The 20,271-nt window shown below is 62.2% G+C and carries 21 protein-coding genes; 17 read left to right on the forward strand and 4 right to left on the reverse strand.

Annotated elements, in window-relative coordinates:
- Positions 1-42 precede the first annotated feature (42 nt).
- Positions 43-1,032 carry a hypothetical protein gene (locus tag DEVEQU_RS08725; RefSeq protein ID WP_126150195.1) on the forward strand — a complete coding sequence of 330 codons (990 nt, stop codon included), beginning with the start codon at positions 43-45 and terminating at the stop codon, positions 1,030-1,032.
- A 9-nt stretch (positions 1,033-1,041) separates the two neighbouring features.
- On the opposite strand, the gene DEVEQU_RS08730 is transcribed toward DEVEQU_RS08725, so the two are convergent.
- Together DEVEQU_RS08730 and DEVEQU_RS08735 are read right to left on the reverse strand one after the other, a co-directional pair.
- On the reverse strand, positions 1,042-1,332 hold the full coding sequence (locus DEVEQU_RS08730) for an ASCH domain-containing protein (protein ID WP_126150196.1): 291 nt from the start codon (positions 1,330-1,332) through the stop codon (positions 1,042-1,044).
- Positions 1,332-1,718: a RidA family protein gene (locus DEVEQU_RS08735; RefSeq protein WP_223214154.1), complete on the reverse strand. Its 387-nt coding sequence runs from the start codon at positions 1,716-1,718 to the stop codon at positions 1,332-1,334. Before DEVEQU_RS08735 ends, DEVEQU_RS08730 begins: the two co-directional genes overlap by 1 nt.
- 245 nt (positions 1,719-1,963) lie before the next feature.
- Between DEVEQU_RS08735 and DEVEQU_RS08740 the strand changes: the two genes are divergently transcribed.
- From DEVEQU_RS08740 to DEVEQU_RS08785, 9 genes are all read left to right on the forward strand, one after another.
- Positions 1,964-3,379: a tyrosine-type recombinase/integrase gene (locus DEVEQU_RS08740; RefSeq protein WP_126150197.1), complete on the forward strand. Its 1,416-nt coding sequence runs from the start codon at positions 1,964-1,966 to the stop codon at positions 3,377-3,379.
- The gene (locus DEVEQU_RS08745) at positions 3,372-3,674 is read left to right on the forward strand and encodes a helix-turn-helix domain-containing protein (protein WP_126150198.1); all 303 of its coding nucleotides are present in this window, start codon (positions 3,372-3,374) and stop codon (positions 3,672-3,674) included. Before DEVEQU_RS08740 ends, DEVEQU_RS08745 begins: the two co-directional genes overlap by 8 nt.
- Before the next feature lie 110 nt (positions 3,675-3,784).
- Positions 3,785-4,165 carry an XRE family transcriptional regulator gene (locus DEVEQU_RS08750; protein ID WP_126150199.1) on the forward strand — a complete coding sequence of 127 codons (381 nt, stop codon included), beginning with the start codon at positions 3,785-3,787 and terminating at the stop codon, positions 4,163-4,165.
- Positions 4,158-5,072 carry an ABC-three component system protein gene (locus DEVEQU_RS08755; protein ID WP_126150200.1) on the forward strand — a complete coding sequence of 305 codons (915 nt, stop codon included), beginning with the start codon at positions 4,158-4,160 and terminating at the stop codon, positions 5,070-5,072. The genes DEVEQU_RS08750 and DEVEQU_RS08755 overlap by 8 nt, the downstream gene beginning before the upstream one ends.
- Entirely contained in the window at positions 5,069-5,314 is a 246-nt protein-coding gene (locus DEVEQU_RS08760) for an ABC-three component system middle component 6 (RefSeq protein ID WP_126150201.1), read from the forward strand. The genes DEVEQU_RS08755 and DEVEQU_RS08760 overlap by 4 nt, the downstream gene beginning before the upstream one ends.
- A complete protein-coding gene (locus tag DEVEQU_RS08765; protein WP_126150202.1) occupies positions 5,311-7,074 on the forward strand; it encodes an ABC-three component system protein in 1,764 nt (587 codons plus the stop codon). Before DEVEQU_RS08760 ends, DEVEQU_RS08765 begins: the two co-directional genes overlap by 4 nt.
- 8 nt (positions 7,075-7,082) lie before the next feature.
- A complete protein-coding gene (locus DEVEQU_RS08770; protein WP_126150203.1) occupies positions 7,083-7,898 on the forward strand; it encodes a hypothetical protein in 816 nt (271 codons plus the stop codon).
- Positions 7,899-7,907: 9 nt separating this feature from the next.
- Positions 7,908-8,795: a HEPN domain-containing protein gene (locus DEVEQU_RS08775; RefSeq protein ID WP_126150204.1), complete on the forward strand. Its 888-nt coding sequence runs from the start codon at positions 7,908-7,910 to the stop codon at positions 8,793-8,795.
- A gap of 255 nt (positions 8,796-9,050) precedes the next feature.
- Entirely contained in the window at positions 9,051-9,428 is a 378-nt protein-coding gene (locus DEVEQU_RS08785; RefSeq protein WP_126150205.1) for an XRE family transcriptional regulator, read from the forward strand.
- A gap of 209 nt (positions 9,429-9,637) precedes the next feature.
- On the opposite strand, the gene chrA is transcribed toward DEVEQU_RS08785, so the two are convergent.
- Positions 9,638-10,837: a chromate efflux transporter gene (chrA, locus tag DEVEQU_RS08790; protein WP_126150206.1), complete on the reverse strand. Its 1,200-nt coding sequence runs from the start codon at positions 10,835-10,837 to the stop codon at positions 9,638-9,640.
- A 397-nt stretch (positions 10,838-11,234) separates the two neighbouring features.
- On the opposite strand from chrA, the gene DEVEQU_RS08795 reads away from it, so the two are divergent.
- The 6 genes from DEVEQU_RS08795 to DEVEQU_RS08820 all read left to right on the forward strand — a co-directional run bounded on the left by DEVEQU_RS08795 (position 11,235) and on the right by DEVEQU_RS08820 (position 16,433).
- Positions 11,235-11,507: a metal/formaldehyde-sensitive transcriptional repressor gene (locus DEVEQU_RS08795; protein ID WP_126150207.1), complete on the forward strand. Its 273-nt coding sequence runs from the start codon at positions 11,235-11,237 to the stop codon at positions 11,505-11,507.
- Positions 11,508-11,534: 27 nt separating this feature from the next.
- Positions 11,535-12,488 (forward strand): CDF family Co(II)/Ni(II) efflux transporter DmeF, encoded by a 954-nt coding sequence (gene dmeF, locus DEVEQU_RS08800; protein ID WP_126150208.1) that lies wholly within the window; start codon positions 11,535-11,537, stop codon positions 12,486-12,488.
- A 40-nt stretch (positions 12,489-12,528) separates the two neighbouring features.
- A complete protein-coding gene (locus DEVEQU_RS08805; protein WP_126150209.1) occupies positions 12,529-13,953 on the forward strand; it encodes an IS1182 family transposase in 1,425 nt (474 codons plus the stop codon).
- Between the two features lie 163 nt (positions 13,954-14,116).
- Positions 14,117-14,374: a hypothetical protein gene (locus tag DEVEQU_RS08810; RefSeq protein WP_126150210.1), complete on the forward strand. Its 258-nt coding sequence runs from the start codon at positions 14,117-14,119 to the stop codon at positions 14,372-14,374.
- Positions 14,375-14,532: 158 nt separating this feature from the next.
- Positions 14,533-15,486 (forward strand): ArdC family protein, encoded by a 954-nt coding sequence (locus tag DEVEQU_RS08815; protein WP_126150211.1) that lies wholly within the window; start codon positions 14,533-14,535, stop codon positions 15,484-15,486.
- Positions 15,486-16,433 (forward strand): adenine nucleotide alpha hydrolase family protein, encoded by a 948-nt coding sequence (locus DEVEQU_RS08820; protein WP_126150212.1) that lies wholly within the window; start codon positions 15,486-15,488, stop codon positions 16,431-16,433. Before DEVEQU_RS08815 ends, DEVEQU_RS08820 begins: the two co-directional genes overlap by 1 nt.
- Before the next feature lie 115 nt (positions 16,434-16,548).
- Here DEVEQU_RS08820 and DEVEQU_RS08825 read toward each other — a convergent pair whose 3' ends face one another.
- Positions 16,549-16,851: a hypothetical protein gene (locus tag DEVEQU_RS08825; protein WP_206437812.1), complete on the reverse strand. Its 303-nt coding sequence runs from the start codon at positions 16,849-16,851 to the stop codon at positions 16,549-16,551.
- A 361-nt stretch (positions 16,852-17,212) separates the two neighbouring features.
- Between DEVEQU_RS08825 and DEVEQU_RS08830 the strand changes: the two genes are divergently transcribed.
- A complete protein-coding gene (locus tag DEVEQU_RS08830) occupies positions 17,213-19,360 on the forward strand; it encodes a ParB/RepB/Spo0J family partition protein (protein WP_126150213.1) in 2,148 nt (715 codons plus the stop codon).
- Positions 19,361-20,271: the final 911 nt, after the last annotated feature.

Genomic DNA, 20,271 nt, shown 5'->3' on the forward strand with positions numbered 1-20,271 from the left:
ATTGCCCTCGTCAGCCTGGCGCCGAGCCACGCCTATGACCAGGTGGCGCGCTTTGCCGCGGCCATTCCCATAGAGCAAAACGACGGCCCGAGCTTTCTCTACGTCGCCCCGCCCCTGGGATTTATCGGCGTGAGGACGATCGATTTCACCCTGCCACAGGATATCGCCATCGGGCGAACCCTGATCTCCGCCAAGTCGATCGATCCGATGACCGGCATTGATTTCCGCAGGGTCTATGCCGTCCTCTCGATCGGCAATGGATTGAACACCACGAACGTTCTTTTCGGACAGAACGGCTTTGCAGCCGACACTGCAGCAACGCTTGCAGCACGCGGTTTTGACAGCCGGGACATCGGCAGCATCGCGGTTCTGGCCAATGGAGAAGACGCCTCGCTCGACCTGTCCCAGGCCAGAAACGCCGATCCCCTTGCCGCCGATATGGGGCGAGCGCAAAGGGTCGCGGTTGTGGAGGACATGGTTCTGGTCAATCCGTCATGGGCGGGCATTGAAACAGCGCTAACCGCGCTGTCACCCAAGGCGGCCAAGGCGCGTCCGGAGTGGGTTGCGGTGTTCGATGCCCTCAACGCGCTGCGCGGATCAGGAACGACGGAGGCCGCGATCGGTTGGAGCGGCGCAGTGCTGAGCACGCTGGAGACGACAAGTCAGGCGATTCTGGATGGCAGCATCTACCAGCAAGCCACTGACAGTGGACGAAAATTCGTCTTTCCCCCATTCCCGATCGCGGCGATGGGCATCGACCGCCTGCATGGAGACACGCATCTGCGCATCGCACTGCCCTATCGGGATGAACGCGATGCCGAGTTCGCCCTCGAGCATATCGGTCGCTATCTGATAAGGTTCCCCCAAGTGCCGGACGTGCCGCGGCAGCAGATGATTTCTTCAGGAGACTGGCACGTTGCGGTGCTGACCCTGACGTTCAAGGGCGACGAAGGCGGGACGGCCCACGCCCTATTGCTAAGCTTCACCAGCGCCATCCTGCGGCGCCAATTCGCACCGCTGGAATTTCTGTAGTCCTGCGCCTCAGGCCTCGGCCTCTCCGGCATAGGCAACTTCGATGCGTTGGAAGAGGCTGCCATCTTTCATCGTATCGAGCCAGCGGCGGAAGTCATCAACATCCTTGAAGCCGGCGCGCTGGGCGTCGGCGTCTGTAACATCGTCGGGGCTTATATCCCTGATCGACTTGATGGCCAGGAGCCCGACCTTGGTCTTGAGTGTGCCACCGGCCCTGACGGTCGGTCGATTCCAGCGGCGGAAGATCAGATCGACCTTGCCGGCCTTGATGTCTTCGAGCAGGTCGCGTTTGAGCAGCATCAGCCCAGCACCGCCGTTGCCGTCATCTCGATACGCAGGCCTTCGGCCAGCAGTTCCTTGACCACCACCGTGGCACGAACCGGAAACGGCTGCTCGGTAAAGAACTCGCGATAGACCGCGTTCATGCCGGATGCGTCGGCGCTGTCGATGAGAAAAATCTGCACCATGACCAGATTGCGCAAGCTACCGCCTGCAGCCTTGACCGCTATCTCCAGATTCTGAATGCAGCGCCGCGCCTGCGCCTCGATCCCGCCAGCGACGATCTCGCCGCTCACCGGGTCTTCGGCAATGGCTACCAGCCACACATGCTTGCCCGCCCGCACCGCATCGCTGATGGGCGCCGATGACGGCGCAATACCGGTTTCAATGCGTTCGATCATGGCCATCTTTCACTCTTTTGGTGCGGGCGGCGGGACTCGAACCCGCACGGGGCTACCCCCTCCGGATTTTAAGCGAGCCCAGATGGCCTATCCTTTGTTTATCCGGGGGTATCCGATTTCCCGATAACCGACTGTAGGCACTAGCTTTTTTCGGCTATCAATACATCCATACCTAACCGGGCACACGCCACGGCTGGATTTCTAGGTGCTCCTATTTTGCACCTGAAATCCGGCCTCAAAGGAGGTTAGGAATGGCCAAAATCAAGCTCACCAAGACTGCTGTCGACGCCGCAACCCCGCAGGAACGCGACTACGAACTCCGCGATACGACGATACCGGGCTTTCTCGTGAAGGTCACTCCCGCTGGTCGGAAAACTTTCATGATCGCCTATGTCACGAACAGCGGTCAGCGCCGAAAGCCCGCCATTGGTCGCTACGGCGAGATCACCGTCGAACAGGCGCGTGGGATCGCACAGGACTGGCTTGCCGAGGTTCGGCGCGGCGGCGATCCCAGCGCCGAGCGGACGGCGATCCGTCAGGCCCCAACGGTCAAAGAACTCTTCGATCGTTTCATCACCGATTATTCGGAGGGCCGCAATAAGCCCTCTACCGTCCAGTCCAATCGGGAACGGGGCAAGCGCCACCTCATTCCCAAGCTCGGCCACTTGAAGGTGCCGGACGTTACGCGCGCTGACATTGCCGATCTCATGAAGAAGATGGCGAAGTCTCCCACCAGCGCAAACCGCGTTCTGGCGCTGTGCCGGAAAATGTTCAATGTGGCCGAAGTCTGGGGATTGCGGCCTGATGGCTCCAATCCCTGCCGCCACGTCCCGAAATATCCCGAACGCGGCAAGACCCGCCTCATCACCGATGGGGAGATGCGCAAACTCTTCGAATATCTCGATCGCGCCGAGGCGGAAGGGTTGGAACACCCGTTCATCATTCTGGCCATTCGGCTCCAGTTCGAGTTTGCCGCCCGCATGTCGGAGATCACCGAACTCGAATGGGCCTGGGTCGATTTCGACAACCGCCGCGTCGTCTGGCCGGACAGCAAGACCGGCGGGATGTCGAAACCGATGAGCGCTGAGGCTCTGCGCCTGTTCGAGACCGCGCCGCTGGTGGTGGATTCGCCTTATGTCTGCCCTTCGATCTTCGACCCGGAAAAGCCGATGTCGGCCTATACCTACTATCAGGGCTGGAAGCGCATTCTGGAGCGGGCCGGCCTTCCTCATGTTGGCACCCATGGCATCCGCCATCGCTCCGCCACCGACATCGCCAATTCCGGCGTGCCGGTGAAGGTCGGCATGGCGCTCACTGCCCACAAGACGGTGACCATGTTCATGCGCTACGTCCACACCGAGGACGAGCCTGTCCGGGCGGCGGCGGAAGCCGTGACGCGGCGCCGACTGAATGTCATCGGCGTCGAGCATCAGCCGCCCGCGCCACCGTCTCCGCCCGTCATCGAGCCGCCGTCTATCGCGCCGGTCGGCGGGTCGGCACCCGCGATCCTGGGCCCGGACGGCAAGCCGCTCGGGTTCGAGGACGGCAAATACGCCTCGCGCACGCGCGTTGGAAATTACCGGCCGTTCCGCCACCGCAGCGGTGAGAACCGGACCCTGCCGCCCGGCAGCAAGCGCTCCGAGCCGGAGGTGGCCGATCATGCGTGAGGAAGCCAAAGCTCAACGCCGCTGGCCGACGCCCGAAATTCTGCGTCGTTCCCAATTCGTCGACGATGCCGGCCCCATCCGCTTCGTCGATACCGAAGCCGCAGCGCGATACCTCGCGCTGTCGGCCCACACGCTCGAATGCTACCGCTCGCTCGGCGGCGGCCCCGCCTACCACAAGTTCGGCAAGTGGGTCCGCTATTCCGTAGAAGATCTCGATACCTGGGCCGCGAGCTGCCGCCGATCCACGGCAGCCTCGCCGGACGCGCCAAGCGTCCTTTCCGTTGACCGAACATAGCCCTAAAGCTATACAGGCGCAGATTAATTGTCGGTAGAATCACGGCATTCGCTGATCGTCTTTTGGCAGTAACGTCACCACGCCAACACTAGTTAAGGAAAGGCAGCAAGATGGGTAGAAGCACCGATCATATCGTTGCTCGCCTTCCTCATGACCAGCAGGCCGTCATAGATGCGCGTCAACAGGGTATGACCCAAGTGGTCGAGGGTTTGCGCGAACTTCGTCAGATCACGGGCAAAGCTCAGGCGGATATCGCTTCCGCTTTGAATATTACTCAGCCATCCGTCTCCAAAATCGAGAAGCAGACTGACATGCACCTCTCGACTTTGCGCAATTACGTGGAAGCCGTCGGCGGCGAATTGGAGCTGACCGTCAAGCTGCCCAAGCGGCCGGTGCTGCGGATTCATCATCTTGGCGATCTTGCGCCTGTCAGAGCCGCATCGGTGCGGAAGAAGAGCGGCGATCCGACGTCAAGGCGGCGCCATGGATGAGTTGCAGCGGTCCATCTACGTCGATCGTTTCCGTTTGGCGTTTCACACCAAGAAAGGCGCCGCCTTTCAGGATTGGTTCGTGCTTCTCGCAGGCCATGCCCTCGGCGCTGATTTCGAGGAAGTCCGCCCCTACGGTCCCTATGGGGACCTGAAATGCGATGGCCGCCGGATCAGCTCCGGCTCGGTTTTCCAGTGCTACGCCCCCGATGCCATGAAGGAAGCCGACCTCATCGCCAAAGTCGATGAAGACTTTCACGGTGCCCGTGCCCATTGGAACGGCAACATGCAGGAGTGGGTCTTCGTCCATAACGACGGGCGCGGACTCCCCCCGAACGCGGTTCAGCATCTCGACGGCCTTCGTCAGGCTCATGCGCCGCTGCAGATTACCACTTGGTCCGAGCCGGAGTTGCTCGATCTTACCATGATGCTCGATCTGGCCGCGCTTCAGGCCCTCTTCGGTCCTGCGGCTTCGATAGCGATCGTGGATCGCCTCGTCATGTCTGATCTGGTGCCGATCATTGAGGCGCTCCAGCGGCAGGAGCCCAATCCAAGCGATCCGCCGCTGACGCCGCCGTCGCCGGAAAAGCTGGAAAAAAACGCTCTATCCGAGGAATCGGGCCTGTTTCTGCGCATTGGCAGGCGGAAATCGGCGCTCGTTGATACGTTCTTCCAGAAAATTCCCCGTCCTGATCTCGGCGAACGCATCGCCGAGGCTTTCCGACTGCGGTACGCTGAGCTGAAAGCTCTCGATCTTCCGGCCGACACGATTTTCAAGCATCTTCAGGACTACGCCGGCTTCAACGGCGAGCCGAAGCGTCAGGGAGCGGCGCTGGCAGTCCTCTCCTATTTTTTTGATAGCTGCGACATCTTCGAAGATCCGACCATCATTTCTGTGGAGGCATCATGATCCTCCCGACAAAGCATGTCCGTCCTGATCGCGCGCTCATTGGCGTTGGGGCAGAGGTTCTCGATATTTTAAAGCGACCGATGACCATGTCGCGGCTATGGGACGAGATGCGCGGACGCCGTTCGCTTCATGCGCCCAATGCTCCAATTGACTATCAGTGGTTCATTCTCTCGCTTGACCTGCTCTTCACGATTGGTGCGGTTGACTTTGATCGTGGCGTGGTGCGGAGGATTCAGCCATGATCCGCCGTTTCGGCAGCGACCTCGCGTCTTTCAAGACACTGACCTTCAAGCCGGGTCTGAACATCCTATTGGCTGACAAGAGCGAGGGTGCCAACGATCGCCAGTCGAGGAATGGCGCGGGCAAGACCAGTTTCATAGAGTTGGTCCATTTCCTGTTTGGCGCTGACGCCCGCAAGGACAGCATCTTCCGTTCTGATGCGCTGACGACGTGGACCTTCGACGTCTCCGTCGACATAGCGCAAGAAACCACCTCGGCGGCCCGTAGCGGCGCCAAGCCGAGTCGGATCTTTATCAATGGCGCCGTCGAGAACTGGCCAATCCCGCCGCAGTTCGACACGCGCGCCGGCCTGTTCGAGTTGTCGAACGAGAACTGGAAAGCCAACCTCGGCCAGCTCTGGTTCGGCCTGCCCATTTCGGCAGGGGACGAAGCCGAGCGTTTCCAGCCGTCGTTCCGCTCGCTCTTCTCCTATTTCGTCCGCCGTCAGAACAGCGGCGGCTTTCAGCAGCCAATGCAACATTCGGCGATGCAGCAGGCGTGGGATCAGCAGGTCTCGATCTGCTATCTGCTTGGCCTCGACTGGAGCATCCCCGGCCGCTTTCAAGAACTGCGCGCGCAGGAGAAGGTCGCTCAGGAACTGCGTAAGGCCGCCCGTAGCGGCGACCTTGGCCGGTTCTTCGGTAAGGCGGCCGACCTCAGAACGAAGCTGACTGTCGCGGAGGCTCGTGCCGTGCGGCTTCGCCAGCAGCTTGAAACGTTCGAGGTAGTGCCGGAATACAAAGCTCTGGAGCGTGAGGCGAACGAAATTACGCGCGAAATTGACGGGATGAACGTCGAGAATGTGATCGACGGCGATCTCCTGCAACAGCTTCGCGCTTCGCTGGTCGGTGAGGATGCGCCCGACTTGGGCGACGTTACGAAACTCTATGCGGAGGCCGGCGTCGTCCTCCCCGATATGGTGCGGCGGCGTTTTGACGAGGTGGAGCGCTTCCACCGAACCATCATCGAGAACCGGCGCGCGCACTTGACCGCCGAGATCGCCTCGGCAGAGGCTCGCATCGCTGAACGCGATCAGCGCACAGTCGATCGCGACCGGCGGCGGCGTCAGATAATGGGTGTCCTGCGCTCCGGTGGAGCACTCGAACATTATACATCGCTGCGCGAAGAAGCCGGCCGAGCCGAGGCTGAGGTCGAGGGACTTCGCCAGCGGCTCGATACCGCTGAACGGATCGAAAGCACCAAGGCTGAACTCGACATCGAACGGGCCAACCTGACCAAGGCGCTACGCGACGATATCCACGAGCGGACCGACATCATCCGCGAGGCTATCCTCATTTTCGAGTCGCTCTCGGAGTCCCTTTACGAAAAGGCGGGCAGCCTAACGATTGGCGAGACCGGAAGCGGCCCCCAATTCGAGGTCCATATCGATGGACAACGAAGCAAGGGCATCACCAATATGCAGATATTCTGCTTCGATCTCATGTTGACCGAAATCAGCCTGAAGAATGGGCGCGGTCCCGGCTTTCTGGTCCATGACAGCCATCTATTCGATGGGGTGGACGAAAGGCAGGTTGCTAAGGCGTTGCAACTCGGCGCGGAACGGGCTGAGGCAGCCGGGTTTCAGTACATTGTCACAATGAACTCCGACGCGCTGCCGCGTGAAGGGTTCAAGGCCGGGTTCGATATCCGCTCCTATGTCATGGACACGAAGCTGACCGACGCGACCGACACTGGGGGGCTATTCGGCCTGCGGTTTGAGTAGCCCCGCCCATGCGATCAGCTCCCTTCACCCGTCCGACCCTGGTTGCTGCCGTCGAACTGCTCGAACTGCACAGCCAGGCGCGCTTCAACCAGGTCGTGCTTCGTCTCGGGCTTGAGGATGAGATTTCGTCGGATACCGGCATCAGCGTCACGAAAAAATGCGATCTGCTTGGACGCATTGTCGTCCAGCGCGCCGATGCAATCCTCGACACGCTGGATGGTCGCATGACGCTCGGCGAAGCCGTCGTGCGCCAAGCGGCGCTGCTGGCACAACCCGACGCGATTCATCCATTGCAGACGGCGTTTGCCCGTGGGCTTGCCCGCGATGCCTTTGTGTTGGTCTGGGACGACAATGGTCGGAACGCAACCATTCGAGCCGCGCTGCCGGGAGAAATCCAGCTTCCCGAAACCGACGATGAAGTGCATCGGCTCCTAAAATCCTTCGCTTTCATGACCCCACTCGGTCATCTCGATCAAGCGATCGAGGCGCACAGCCGCGGCGATTGGGCTGCCTGCAACGGACAGCTTCGCACATTCCTTGAAAGCCTGTTCGACAACATTGCCCGCAACGTCCGCCCGGAAGATGCAGCGAAAAGGCCCAGCTCCGAAAATCGCCGGGCGTTGCTGGCGGAAATCGGCTTCCTGTCGACGAGCCGCAATGAATGGACCGGAGACGGGAAGAACTACGTCAATGGCCTTTTCAAGATGCTGCACACCGAAGGATCGCACCCCGGTCTTTCAGACGAGGATCACAGCACCTTCCGTCTCCACGTCGTGCTCGTTACCGCGCGAACCTTCCTCCGGCGCTTAGCCAACGGGCGGTAGGAGGCGCAAATGAGTAGGTGGACGGCGGACGATCTGCGCCGATTGGATCTGAAATACGCCGAGGATGGCGTTCACATTCACCAACGGCCATTCCGGGCCGCGATGGAGCTGCTCGGCTCCAGTTTCGTGATGGGTGTGGGCGGCAATCCCGAGGTCAAACGCATAATGGATGCTTATGCAGCCATGATGCCGGAAGTTGCGACGAACTGGCCCGGCGCCGGAATCGGATTAGTAGCTTCGGTCGATCAGGTGCGAAAGGCCGTTTTCCCCGTCGTGTTCGGTCAGAATTCTCTCCAGCCGTGGCAGATGACTGGCTTCGAGAATGCGGAAGAATGGTGGAATTGGTGCCGCCGGGATAGGTCGATCGCCGCTGACGTCGCCTTTGCTGGCGCGGACATTCACGATTTCACAATGGGTCTCAACGAGGTTGATCAAGGCAATGCTGACGCGGTGACGCTCTGGCGGATGGCAGGGTCGAATCTCGAAGACGTGGCGAACACATTGCCTACCGCGTTCAGCCACGACTCGGTGGTACAGCCGATCTGCATGGCCGCAGAGCTATCCATAAAGGCAACATTGGTTTGGGATGGTGTTGATCCCGACTCTTTCCGAAAAGGCAAGGACGGCCATAACTTGGCCGTGCTCGCCCAGCGTATGGTTACTGCACGGCCGCACCGCGACGATGCGCGGGTTCAAGCGGTGGTGGTGAGCCTGCCGCCCTATGTTGCCAGCCGATACAAGCCCGCTGGCTTGAAGCGACTTTCGGTAGTCAGGTTGGCACTCGGCGTCCAGTTCATTGCAGCGTCTAGCCTGAGGCGGATCGCAGCAGCCGATCTCGCAAGCCAGATGGAAACCGATCCCGATTGGCCGGGACCGAGACCCGCATTTGCGATCTGAAAGTCCGCTTGAGAAAGTGTCGAGTGATCGGGGTGGTACTCCGTAGTGGATTATCACTCGCTTGGTCGCGAGTCGTTTTGTTGATCCGGCATAGCTTTGAGGCTATGAACGGTGAAATGACATTATCGGGCTCGTAGCGGGCGGATGCATCCGGCGAGAGTCAGCAGCGGTTCTACCGGCAGCTCATCGCAAAAGCGGATCTCCGGTTTTCCGAGCATGTGGAAAGCCTGAAATCCGCAAAGAAGGAACGTTGAGATGGCACGAAGCCTGAATGAAATCATTGCCGCGCTTCCCGCGGACGAACAGGCGGCAGTTGAGGAGCACTATCAGCAACTGCGGCAGGAGGTCGAGGGTCTGCGCGAGCTGCGCCAAATCGCCGGCAAGGCACAGGAGGACATCGCATCGGCTCTCAACATCAAGCAGCCGTCCGTGTCCAAGATCGAGAAGCAGGCGGATATGTATCTCTCGACGCTACGCAGCTATGTCGAAGCCATCGGCGGCAAGCTCGAACTCACGGTAAAGCTGCCATCGCATCCGGCGCTTCATCTCCATAGCCTGGGTGACATGACCATGGGCGATAGTGCTGGCGTTCGTACCGTGGCCCGTCGTCGGAAGCAGGCCGGGACCAGGTGAGCAGATTCAGGTGAAGGGGGAAAGCCTTCCCCCTGGCCGGCGCCGAGGTCGCCGGCACACCCCCTTCTGCGGGGAGACCCCCAGGCTGTGCAAAAACCAACCCCATATTGCTGATCTGGGATTTTACTCACTCGCGGTGATGTGCGCGATCGTATTCAGCTTGGTTCGATCGGTGCCCTGGGGTCTGACAGAATGAGCACTCCATAGCTTTACGTCACCAGGCCAAGGGCAGTTCCACCCACGGCCGCCAGCAAAACCACAACCCATGGGGGAGTTCTCCAAGCCACCAGCGCTACGAAGCAAATCATGGCCAGCGCGAAGTCTGGCATGCCGGCGATCGCGCTTGTGAAGACAGGCGAATAAAGGGCAGCGCCGAGGATTCCGACGACGGCTGCATTGGCGCCCTGCATAGCCGACTGCGCCCTTGCTGTACGACGCAACTGATCCCAGAATGGGAGCGCGCCGATCAGGATGAGAAAGCCCGGAAGGAAGAGTGCGGCAAGAGCGATTGCTGCACCAGCGACACCGTTCGGCGCCGGTCCCATGACCGCCCCGAGCCAGGCGGCGAAGGTGAAGAGTGGTCCCGGTACCGCCTGCGCGGCACCATAACCCGCGAGGAAGGCGTCATCGGACACCCATCCCGGGGCGACGGTTTCCGCCTGCAACAGCGGTAGCACGACATGTCCGCCGCCAAAAACCAGCGAGCCGGCGCGATAGAAGCTGTCGGCCAGCGCCCATCCCTGCGCCTGCCCGGCGAGCACCGGGAGGCCGATCAGCAAGGCGGCGAAGAGTACAAAGGCCGTGAGGCCCACTGTCCGTGAAACCGGCACAGGCAGATGCGCGCCTGTCGCGACTTGTCCCTTGCTCAAGGCGAGCCCGGCGATCGCGCCGAGGAAGATTGCGGCCATCATTCCGGTCGCGCCCGGCGCCCAGGCGAGCACAAGCACGGCTGCGACCGCGATAGTCGCGCGCGCTCTGTCGGGGCAGAGGTTTCTGGTCATGCCCCATACGGCCTGCGCCACGATGGCGACGGCGACGATCTTGAGGCCATGCAGGACACCGAGCGCAAGCGGGCCTTCGAGGCGTGTTGCCGTCATGGCGAGGGCGAGAAGGATCAGGGCAGATGGCAGGGTGAAGGCGAGGAAAGCTGCAAAGGCACCGCCCCAACCCGCCCGTATCAAGCCAAGCGCAAAGCTGACCTGGCTGGAGGCGGGACCCGGCAGGAACTGGCACAGTGCCACTAGATCGGCATAGGCGCTCTCGCTCAGCCATTTTCGCCGTGTCACCAGTTCGTCGCGAAAATAGCCCAGATGCGCGATCGGGCCGCCGAACGAGGTGAGCCCCAGCTTCAGGAAGACGCGGAATACTTCGGAGACGCTTGCCTGCAATTGCTGGGGGCTGGGTTTCATTCAGGAGGCTTCCTTGGTTGGTCATTCTCGCGCGCGATGATCTATCGGCGCGTGAGGATTATTCAGGGTCGCCGCGGTCAGGTTGACCCGCCACCAGAACATCACCGCTCACCCCGTGCTCCGAACAGCGCTCGGTTCGACGGGTAGAGGCATCGCGTGTCAACAGAATGAAAGTTTCCAATTCTTCCATCACGTAGATTGCTGCAGGGCGATGAGCATGGCCGTTGCGGTGTCGCCAGAATACCCGGACCAGTACCGGCGCGCGTCAGACCGACCGTGACCGGTTTGCCGTCGGCGGTCCATTCGATCTGGTCTTCAGTCCATTCCATGGCTTCACCAATCCTATCTAATATAGTATAGTCCCCCATACCATAAGAAGTCGAGGTTAGCCATCGCCATGTCTCACACCATCCGCGACAAAGAGAAGCTGATTGCGCGAGTGCGCCGTCTAAAAGGTCAGATCGAGGGGATCGAGCGCGCGCTTGAAGCCGAGAAACCCTGCGGCGAAATCCTTCGCCAGCTCGCTTCCGCCCGCGGCGCAATGAGCGGGCTGACTGCCGAGGTGATGGAGGATCATCTGCGCGAGCATGTGCTTCACGCCGAAACCGACGCCGACCGCAAGCAGGGCGGCGAAGAACTGATCGAAGTCATCCGAACCTACATGAAGTAAGCCGGCGTACCGGCGGGAGCTAAAGCCATGTCCGAAGTCGACATCTCTATGCATACCCACGATCATAACTTCCTCGGGCGCGACCACCAGCGGAATGAATATCGGGTCTGGCTGGTCATCGCCCTGACCGCGTCAATGATGGTCGTCGAGATCGTTGCGGGTACGATCTATGGTTCGATGGCGCTGGTGGCGGATGGCTGGCACATGTCCACCCATGCCGGCGCGATGCTGATCACCGCGCTGACCTACCTCTACGCACGCCGCCACGCCGATGATCGTCGCTTCACCTTCGGCACCGGCAAGCTAGGCGATCTTGGTGGTTTTGCCAGCGCCATCGTCCTGGCCCTGATCGCGCTGCTGATCGGCTGGGAGAGCCTGTTGAGGCTGGCCAATCCGGTGGAGATCAGCTTCGAGCAAGCGATCGCCGTCGCTGTGGTCGGACTCGCCGTCAATCTTGTCTGCGCCTGGCTGCTTCGGGACGATCATTCCCATCATCACCATGGGCACCATCATGCGCACGATCACGATCATGACCACCATGAGCATACACGCGACAACAATCTGCACGCCGCCTATCTGCATGTGCTGGCCGACGCGCTGACCTCGATCCTGGCCATCGTGGCGCTGTTGGCCGGGCGCAGCTATGGCTGGCTCTGGGCCGATCCCCTCATGGGCGTTGTCGGCGCGCTGGTGATTGCGCGCTGGTCCTGGGGGCTGATCCACGATTCCGGCGCAGTCCTGCTAGATCGGCTTCCCGATGACGAGGATCTGCCCGCGGAAATCCGCGAGGCGCTGGAAACCGAGGCCGACCGGATCGCAGATCTGCATGTCTGGCAGGTCGGGCCAGGACACCACGCCGCCATCATATCGCTGGTGTCGAGCGCTCCCCGCGAACCGTCGGACTACAAGGCTCGCCTCGCGGAAATACACGAACTCTCCCACATCACCATCGAGGTCGAGCGGGTGAATGTCACCGCCTGAATCCGAAATGGATTGAACGAGGCCCGCCGGAGGAAGTTTTATGACCCGCTTCATCGAAGGTCACGACCGCCATCAACCCAGCCTGCTTCCTCCTTGCGTTGACGACTATGTTGCCCCCGAGGCGCTCGTCCGGGTCGTTGACGCGTTCGTCGAGACTCTCGATCTTGCGGCACTCGGCTTCGGTCGCACAGTCTCGGCGACGACCGGACGCCCGGGCTTCCACCCTGGCGACATGCTGCGCCTCTATGTCTGGGGCTATCTGAACCAGCTTCGCTCCTCGCGACAATTGGAACGTGCCTGCGAGCGTGATCTTGAGGCGATCTGGCTGATGCGGCGCATGTCGCCCGACTACCGGACGATCGCCGCATTCCGGCATGACAACCCGGAAGCCATTGTCGGCGCAGGTGCCGCCTTCATTCGCTTCTGTCGCGAAGCCGGGCTGATCGCGGGCGCCAAGGTCGCGCTGGATGGCACTAAGATGCGGGCGGTGGCCAGCGCCAAGAACATTGCCGGGGCCGAACGCCTTGCCAGAGACATTGCGCATACCGAAGCGGAAATCGCCTACTATCTCGACCGTCTCAACATTGCCGATGAGCATACGGCCCAAGGGATCGCGGATCAGATTGTGCATCGTGAGGCCTTTGCCCAGGCTATCGGTTCGCTGGAGCGTCGGAAGGCGAGACTTGAGCGGCGGCAATCCGAGCTTGGCGATCACGACACGGATGTTGTCGTCTTCGGAGAACCGGACGCAAGACCGATGGGCTATGGCCGCGCACCGAAGTTCCCCGCGTACAATATGCAGAGTGTCGTCGACGTCGAAAGTGGCTTGATCGTTCATCAAGATGTCGCCAACGAGGCCAACGATAGCCAGTTGCTTCACCCGATGGCGATGGCCACGAAAGAGGTTCTCGAAGTCGACGAACTAGACGTTCTGGCCGATGGGGGATACTCGAACGCCCAGGAAGTTGCCCGTTGCGAACAGGTCGGCGTTCGCGTCGCCGCCCCGATCAAACGGGGCGCCATGAGCGCGGAATACTTCCGGCCCATACAGTTCGTTCATGACGAAGGGACAGACACCATACGCTGCCCGGCCGGAGCCATCATGCACCCGAAGGGCAAGCACACCCGCAATCGCGCCATTCGATACCGGACACCGGCCTGCCAGACTTGCCAGATCAAAGGACAATGCACGCCTGGATACCAGCGCACGATCCACCGGCTTGTGGACCAGGGCGCGCTCGACCGAATGGAACGGCGGATCCACGAGAATGCTGATCTGATGAAGGTTCGTCGTTGCACCGTCGAGCATCCCTTCGGGACGATCAAAAGAATGACCGGCGGAGGGCGCTTCCTGACACGAGGACTAAGGCGAGTGAAGGCGGAAGCAGCGCTCTCGGTTCTCGCCTTCAACCTTATCCGTGCCTCAAACGCCTTCGGGGTAACAACGCTGATGGCACGATGCTGATCGGCCCCTTCGCGCCGGTGTGATCTGCCGATCTGCCGATCTGCCGATCTGCCGCCACTGACGTTCGCGTTTTTGCACAGCCTGCCCCGCAACGCCCCCTTGTCAGGCGATCGTCCAGCGCGATCTTCAAGGCGTAAGACGCCGAGAAGGAGAAAGCGCCCGAATGCGCTTCCTGTTTCCTCATAGCCATGCCTTTCGGAAAGGCCGCGTCACCGTCGACGATGATGGGAAGGCCGCGCCCGACTGCCTAGTCGAGTTCGGCGATGGCGTCACCGTCATCGCGGAATGGCGCGCCGAAGGCGATTCCATCCGTCTCACCGTTCCCGACTATCGCACCGCCCGCGGCACGCTCGTAACCGCGCGGAACTGGCGGCTCGCCAAGGGCCAAGATGGCCACTGGCGGTCCGAGCGCACTGCTTGATCACGCGCCGTTTCACTTGATCGCACCGCGCCAATCATGGCGCTGCCCGACCACACGATGCAGTGCCTGAACTATTAGAGTGAGAGTGCGGACCGGTTTTGCCGTGACGGGTAGAGAGCTGGAGGAGAGGCTTCCGGCGCCCGTCGCGGAGAGCCGCGATGTCCAGAAACGATCGCCGCGTTCGTGCCGGAGCCGACCGGGCGAACCTCTATGACGAAGTCACCGACAAGATCATCGCCGAGCTGGAAGCCGGCCGCGTGCCGTGGGTCCAGCCCTGGGGCACGTCGGCGGCCAAGGCCCCGCTTGGCCTGCCGCGCAACGCCGCAACTTCGCGAAGCTACAGCGGCATCAATGTCCTGATCCTCTGGGGAGCCGTCATCGAGCACGGCTTTCCCGGCCAGGGCTGGCTCACCTTCCGCCAGGCACTGTCGCTCGGCGGCCATGTCCGCAAGGGCGAGCGCGGCACAACCGTTGTCTATGCCGACCGCTTCACGCCGGAGGACGAGAAGCGCCGCGCCTTCGAGGCTGGCGAGGAAGCGCAGGCGATCCCGTTCCTGAAGCGCTTCACGGTATTCAACACGGCGCAATGCGACGACCTGCCCGAAGACATCGAGGCGACCGCGCCGCCGCCGCCGCCCGGCATGATCGAGCCCCAGGTGGAGGCGCTCATCAAAGCGACCGGCATCGATTTCCGCATTGGCGGCAACCGGGCGTTCTACGTTCCGTCGCTCGACTACGTGCAAGTCCCTCCGCCGGCCGCCTATTTCGAGCCGATCAACTGGCACCGGACGGCCTTGCATGAACTCGGTCACGCGAGCGGCGCAGAGCACCGGCTGAACCGGAACCTCTCAGGCTCCTTCGGCTCGAAGCTCTATTCGGTCGAGGAAATCACCGCCGAATTGATCTCGGCCTATAGCTGCGCCGCGCTCGGGATCGTCCCGACCGTGCGCCATGCCGACTATATCGGCTCTTGGCTCGACGTCCTGCGCGAAGACAACCGCGCCATCGTCCGAGCCGCCTCCCAAGCCAGCAAGGCGGCCGACTGGCTTCTCAGCTTCCTGCCGGATGCCGGCAGCATCGACCAGAACGACGACGAGCGGGAGGCGGCGTGATGAACGCGCTCGCCTTTCCGGGTTTCGTCCCCGACCCCGCGCAGTCGGCCGACATCCGCCTGCGCGTCCTCAGCCTCGGCGCCGGCGTCCAGTCCACCACGCTGGCGCTGATGGCGGCGCATGGCGAAGTCGGCCCCATGCCCGATTGCGCCATCTTCGCCGATACCGGGTGGGAGCCGCAGGCCGTCTATGACCATCTCGCCTGGCTGCGGTCGCCCAATGTCCTGCCGTTTCCCGTCCATATCGTCTCGGCCGGGGATCTACGCGCCGACCTCATCGCCGGCGCACAGGGCGAGCGCTGGGCATCCATTCCAGCCTTCACCCGCACCGTGACGCCTGCCGGGAGCGAGCTTCCCGTCTATGACGAGGATGAAAACGGCGATCTCGTCGTCGTCGGCTCCCGCATCGTGGCGACCGAGCGGGCCAGCATCGGCATGATCCGCCGCCAATGCACCGGAGACTACAAGATCGTGCCGATCAGGCGGAAAGTGCGCGAGCTGCTCGGCATCGCAGGGCGGCGCTCGCCCACGTCGCCGGTCGCCGAACAATGGATCGGGATTTCACTCGACGAGGCGCTTCGCATGAAACCCTCTTTCGAGAGCTGGCGGGTCAACCGCTGGCCCCTGATCGAGCGGGGCCTGACCCGACAGGATTGCCTGCGCTGGCTGGAACGGCATGATTATCCTCCGCCGCCCAAGAGCGCCTGCATCGGGTGTCCGTTTCATTCCGACGATCACTGGCGACAGATGCGCGATCATGATCCCGAAGCCTGGGCGGACGCCGTGTCGGTCGACGCCGCCATCCGCACCGGTTTCCGCGGCATCCGCGCCGAAGTCTATCTGCACCGCTCCGCCGTGCCGCTCGACCATGCCGACCTATCGACGGCCGGCGACCGCGGCCAGCTCGATCTCTGGCCGAACGAGTGCGAGGGCATGTGCGGGGTCTGATTCCCTGAAAGCCGCAGATGCGCAAAGCCGCTTCTCCGGCTTTCCGGCTTTCCGGTTCTGCGGTTTTCCGCGTTTCCGGCTCGTCAGCTTGCAGCCTTGCGCTACGACGCTCAGCCTACCGGCCGTCCTTCATCAACCCTGCCCAGACAGCGAGAATATCGCCTTCGGCCGCGTTGTCCTCAGCGACAACCACGCTGAACACGCCGAGCGTGCCGGCGAACTCCTCCATATCCATCACGCCCCGTGCGTGAAGCATTGTCGCCAACAGCATCAGTGTCTTGCCCTGCGCGGTGATGACGGCCCGGTCCGCCTCGGAAAAGCGGACATGGCGGGCTGGCGACGCGCCCAGCCATCGGCGCAGAACGCGCGCCAAGTCCGCCCAGGGCGGATTTCTCAAGCCAGAAATCATAGCGTCCATAGACAATTCCCCGCCGCCCCGACTGGCGCCGGGACGGTTGAACACGCGTGAACACTGGGAACCGCGCCCCACGTATTTCCCACGCCGGGCAAGCCCGACGCTGATGGGTATTCTATTCCGTGGGCCGCCCGACATAGTCGGTGACCCAGTGTTCAAACGCTTGATGCGATCGATGCGGTGTTCAAGCCGCAGGCGATGCAATCCCTATGGCACAGGAAGACAGTCCTGAACATCGCCGTTCCGTTCTCGCCCCTGGCCAGACGACAGGGTCCGACCAGCAGAGTGAGAGGGAGGTGGGGATTTTCGTGACGGGTTCGGGTCGAGAGAGAGGCTCTCGGCGCCCGTCGCGGAGACTACCACGATGGCTACTGCCGCCCAGAAAATCATCCTGTCGCCTTCCCGCGACATCCCCTTCAACAAGCTCGTGCTCAGCCAATCGAATGTCCGACGCGTCAAGGCCGGCGTCTCGGTCGAGGAACTGGCCGAGGACATCGCCCGCCGAGGCACGCTCCTCCAGAGCCTCAATGTCCGCCCGGTCCTCGACGCCAGGGGCGATGAGACCGACATGTATGAAGTTCCCGCCGGCGGTCGCCGCTATCAGGCGCTCGCCATCCTCGTGAAGCAGAAGCGTCTCGCCAGGACCGCGCCTGTGCCCTGCGTCGTGCGTGATCCCTCCACGTCGATTCTCGCCGAGGACGACAGCCTCGCCGAAAACACCCAGCGCGTGCCGCTGCATCCTCTCGATCAGTTCCGAGCCTTCTATGACATGCGCCGCAAGGGCATGAGCGAGGAGGAGATCGCTGCGGCCTTCTTCACGACCGCGCAGGTGGTGAAGCAGCGCCTGCGTCTGGCCTCTGTCTCGCCCACGCTCCTCGACATCTATGCCGAGGACGGCATGAAGCTCGAAGAGCTGATGGCCTTCACCGTCAATCCCGACCATGCCCGCCAGGAGCAGGTCTGGGAGACGGTCCAGACCTCCCACAATCGCCAGCCCTGGTATATCCGCCAGTTGCTCACTGAAACCACGGTGCCGGCCACCGACAAGCGCGCCCTGTTCATCGGCATCGAAACCTATGAGCAGGCGGGCGGCAGCGTGCTGCGCGATCTCTTCCAGACCGATGGAGGCGGCTGGCTTCAGGACCCCGCGCTTCTCGACCGCCTGGTCGCGGAGCAGCTCAAGACCCTCGCCGAGGAAATCGCCGCCGAGGGCTGGAAGTGGATCACCGTCGATACCGATCTGCCCTATGGCTTCGATCAGGGGCTGCGGGCGCTCGACTTCACCCTCGTCGATCTGAACGATGACGAGCGCGCGGCCCGAGAAGCCCTGCGTGAGGAATACGAACGGATCGAGGCTGAATACTCGGAAGCCGATGAGCTGCCGGACGAGATCGACCAGCGTCTCGGCGAGATCGAGACGGCGCTCGAAGCCTTCGAGAAGCGCCCGGTCATCTACGATCCGGCCGACATCGCGCGTGGCGGCGTCTTCATCAGCGTCGACCGCAATGGCGCGCCCGTCGTCGATCGCGGCTATGTGCGCCCGGAGGACGAGACGCCGGTCGGCGTCGAGGACCCCGACGGCGAGGCCGAAGCCACCGGTACCGAAGTCGCGGCATCCGGCACCGTTCAGCGCGCCGTCATCACCATCGGCGGCCAGTCGGCCGAACCGGAGGATGACGACGAGGAAGACGTCATCAAGCCGCTGCCCGAACGGCTCGTTACCGAGCTGACTGCGCACCGCACCCTGGCGCTCCGCGATGCCGTGGGCGCCAATCCCCAGGTCGCGTTTACCGCCTTGCTGCACAAGCTCGTGCGCGACACCTTCCAGCGGACGGCCACCTCCGGCGCCAGCCTGCAGGCGTCCGTCAATCACGTCTTCTTCCGCGAACAGGGCAAGGATCTCGCCGAGACGGCCTATGCCAAGTCCGTCATCCAGCGGCATGAGGACTGGAAGGCTGACCTACCAGCCGATGAGGATGCGCTGTGGGACTGGCTCGCCGTGCTCGACGACGCCAGCCGCATGGCGCTGCTCGCGCATTGCGTCAGCTATGGGATCAACGCCCTCTATGAACGGCCCAATCCCTACAGCGGCAGCGGCGTGTCGCAGTCGGGTCTCGACCGGCGTATGGCAGAGGCCGATCGACTGGCCCGCGCCACCGGCCTCGACATGGTGGACGTCGGCTTCCGACCCACGGTCGAGAACTATCTCGGCCGCGTCACCAAGCCCCGCATTCTTGCGGCCGTCCGCGAAGGCGCGGGCGAACGCGCGGCCCAGCTCATCGACCACTTGAAGAAGGGCGACATGGCCAAGGAGGCCGAACGCCTGCTGGCCGACAGTGGCTGGCTACCGGAGCCGCTGCGCCTGATCGACCATGACGAGCCGACCACGTCCGATACCTCGGAAGGCGAGGCCGAGACGGCGCTCCCAGCCTTCCTTGCCGGTGAGGACGAGGACGAGGAAACCGCCGAAGACCCGGAAGCCGAGGCGCCAGCGATGATCGCCGCGGAATGACGCCAAACCCCGGCGGGCGGTCGAAGCCGCCCCGCCGTCTTCATTTTCAGCTTCAAGGCCCGGCGATCCGTCGTCGGACCTTTTTTCATTTTCAGGGAACTCCCACCTCCGACATTTATCTACCAGCCGGCCGTCAAATGGCGGTAGCCGGTTCCCCTCTCAGTGGGATTTCCGCTCGTAGACGTGATTGAGGTTATCGGCTTGGTGCTGGAGGCTCCTCGCCACCGTTGCAGCCGCGGCCCGGTTTGGAAACGCCCCTGTTGTCATCCCGTTCAGGCTTACGCACCACCCATCGGGCTTCTCAATGACCGTATAACGCCGTCGCTCGCCACCGATATTGGCGGACTTACCCGTCAAATAGCCACTCATCATGAGCGTCGATCGCCTTGTTGGTTCGGTGTGTCGGGCTTCGTCCAAATCCCGAAGGCCGCTCCGATAACCGTCATCGCCATACGCCAGGATGATCGGCTGCTCTCTTTCGTCTTCATCGTTGCCCGCAAAAGTGCATTTCTGCTCATGGTTTCACCTCAACAAGAGGCCGCATCAAAGCTTCGAGCGCGTATGAATTCCATCCTGACGCAACCGGCCGCTCATAGTATTCTCATCAATTCGACCGGTGGACCTCGGCGCCATGCAACGCCATAGCGGGCCAAGCTCGTGCCCGGACAGCTCAGACCCTCAAACATCTTCGCTTCACCATTAGGCGGGAAGTGCGGGGCAATGGCATCCCTTTAGATTGATGATCCGGCTGCTGTCTGATGCCGGACACCATCCCGCTTCCATTCGCAAACCTTGGTCCGATCCGTCTCCTTATCAATCAACCCGCAAGGGGTCGGCTTACGCGCGCGTGCCGCCCTCGGGGATTCGGAAAAGGTCCGAACGCCCGAGGGTGATTGCAGAGCCGGTCAGAC

The sequence above is a fragment of the Devosia equisanguinis genome (assembly GCF_900631955.1).
Classification (GTDB): Bacteria; Pseudomonadota; Alphaproteobacteria; order Rhizobiales; family Devosiaceae; genus Devosia; species Devosia equisanguinis.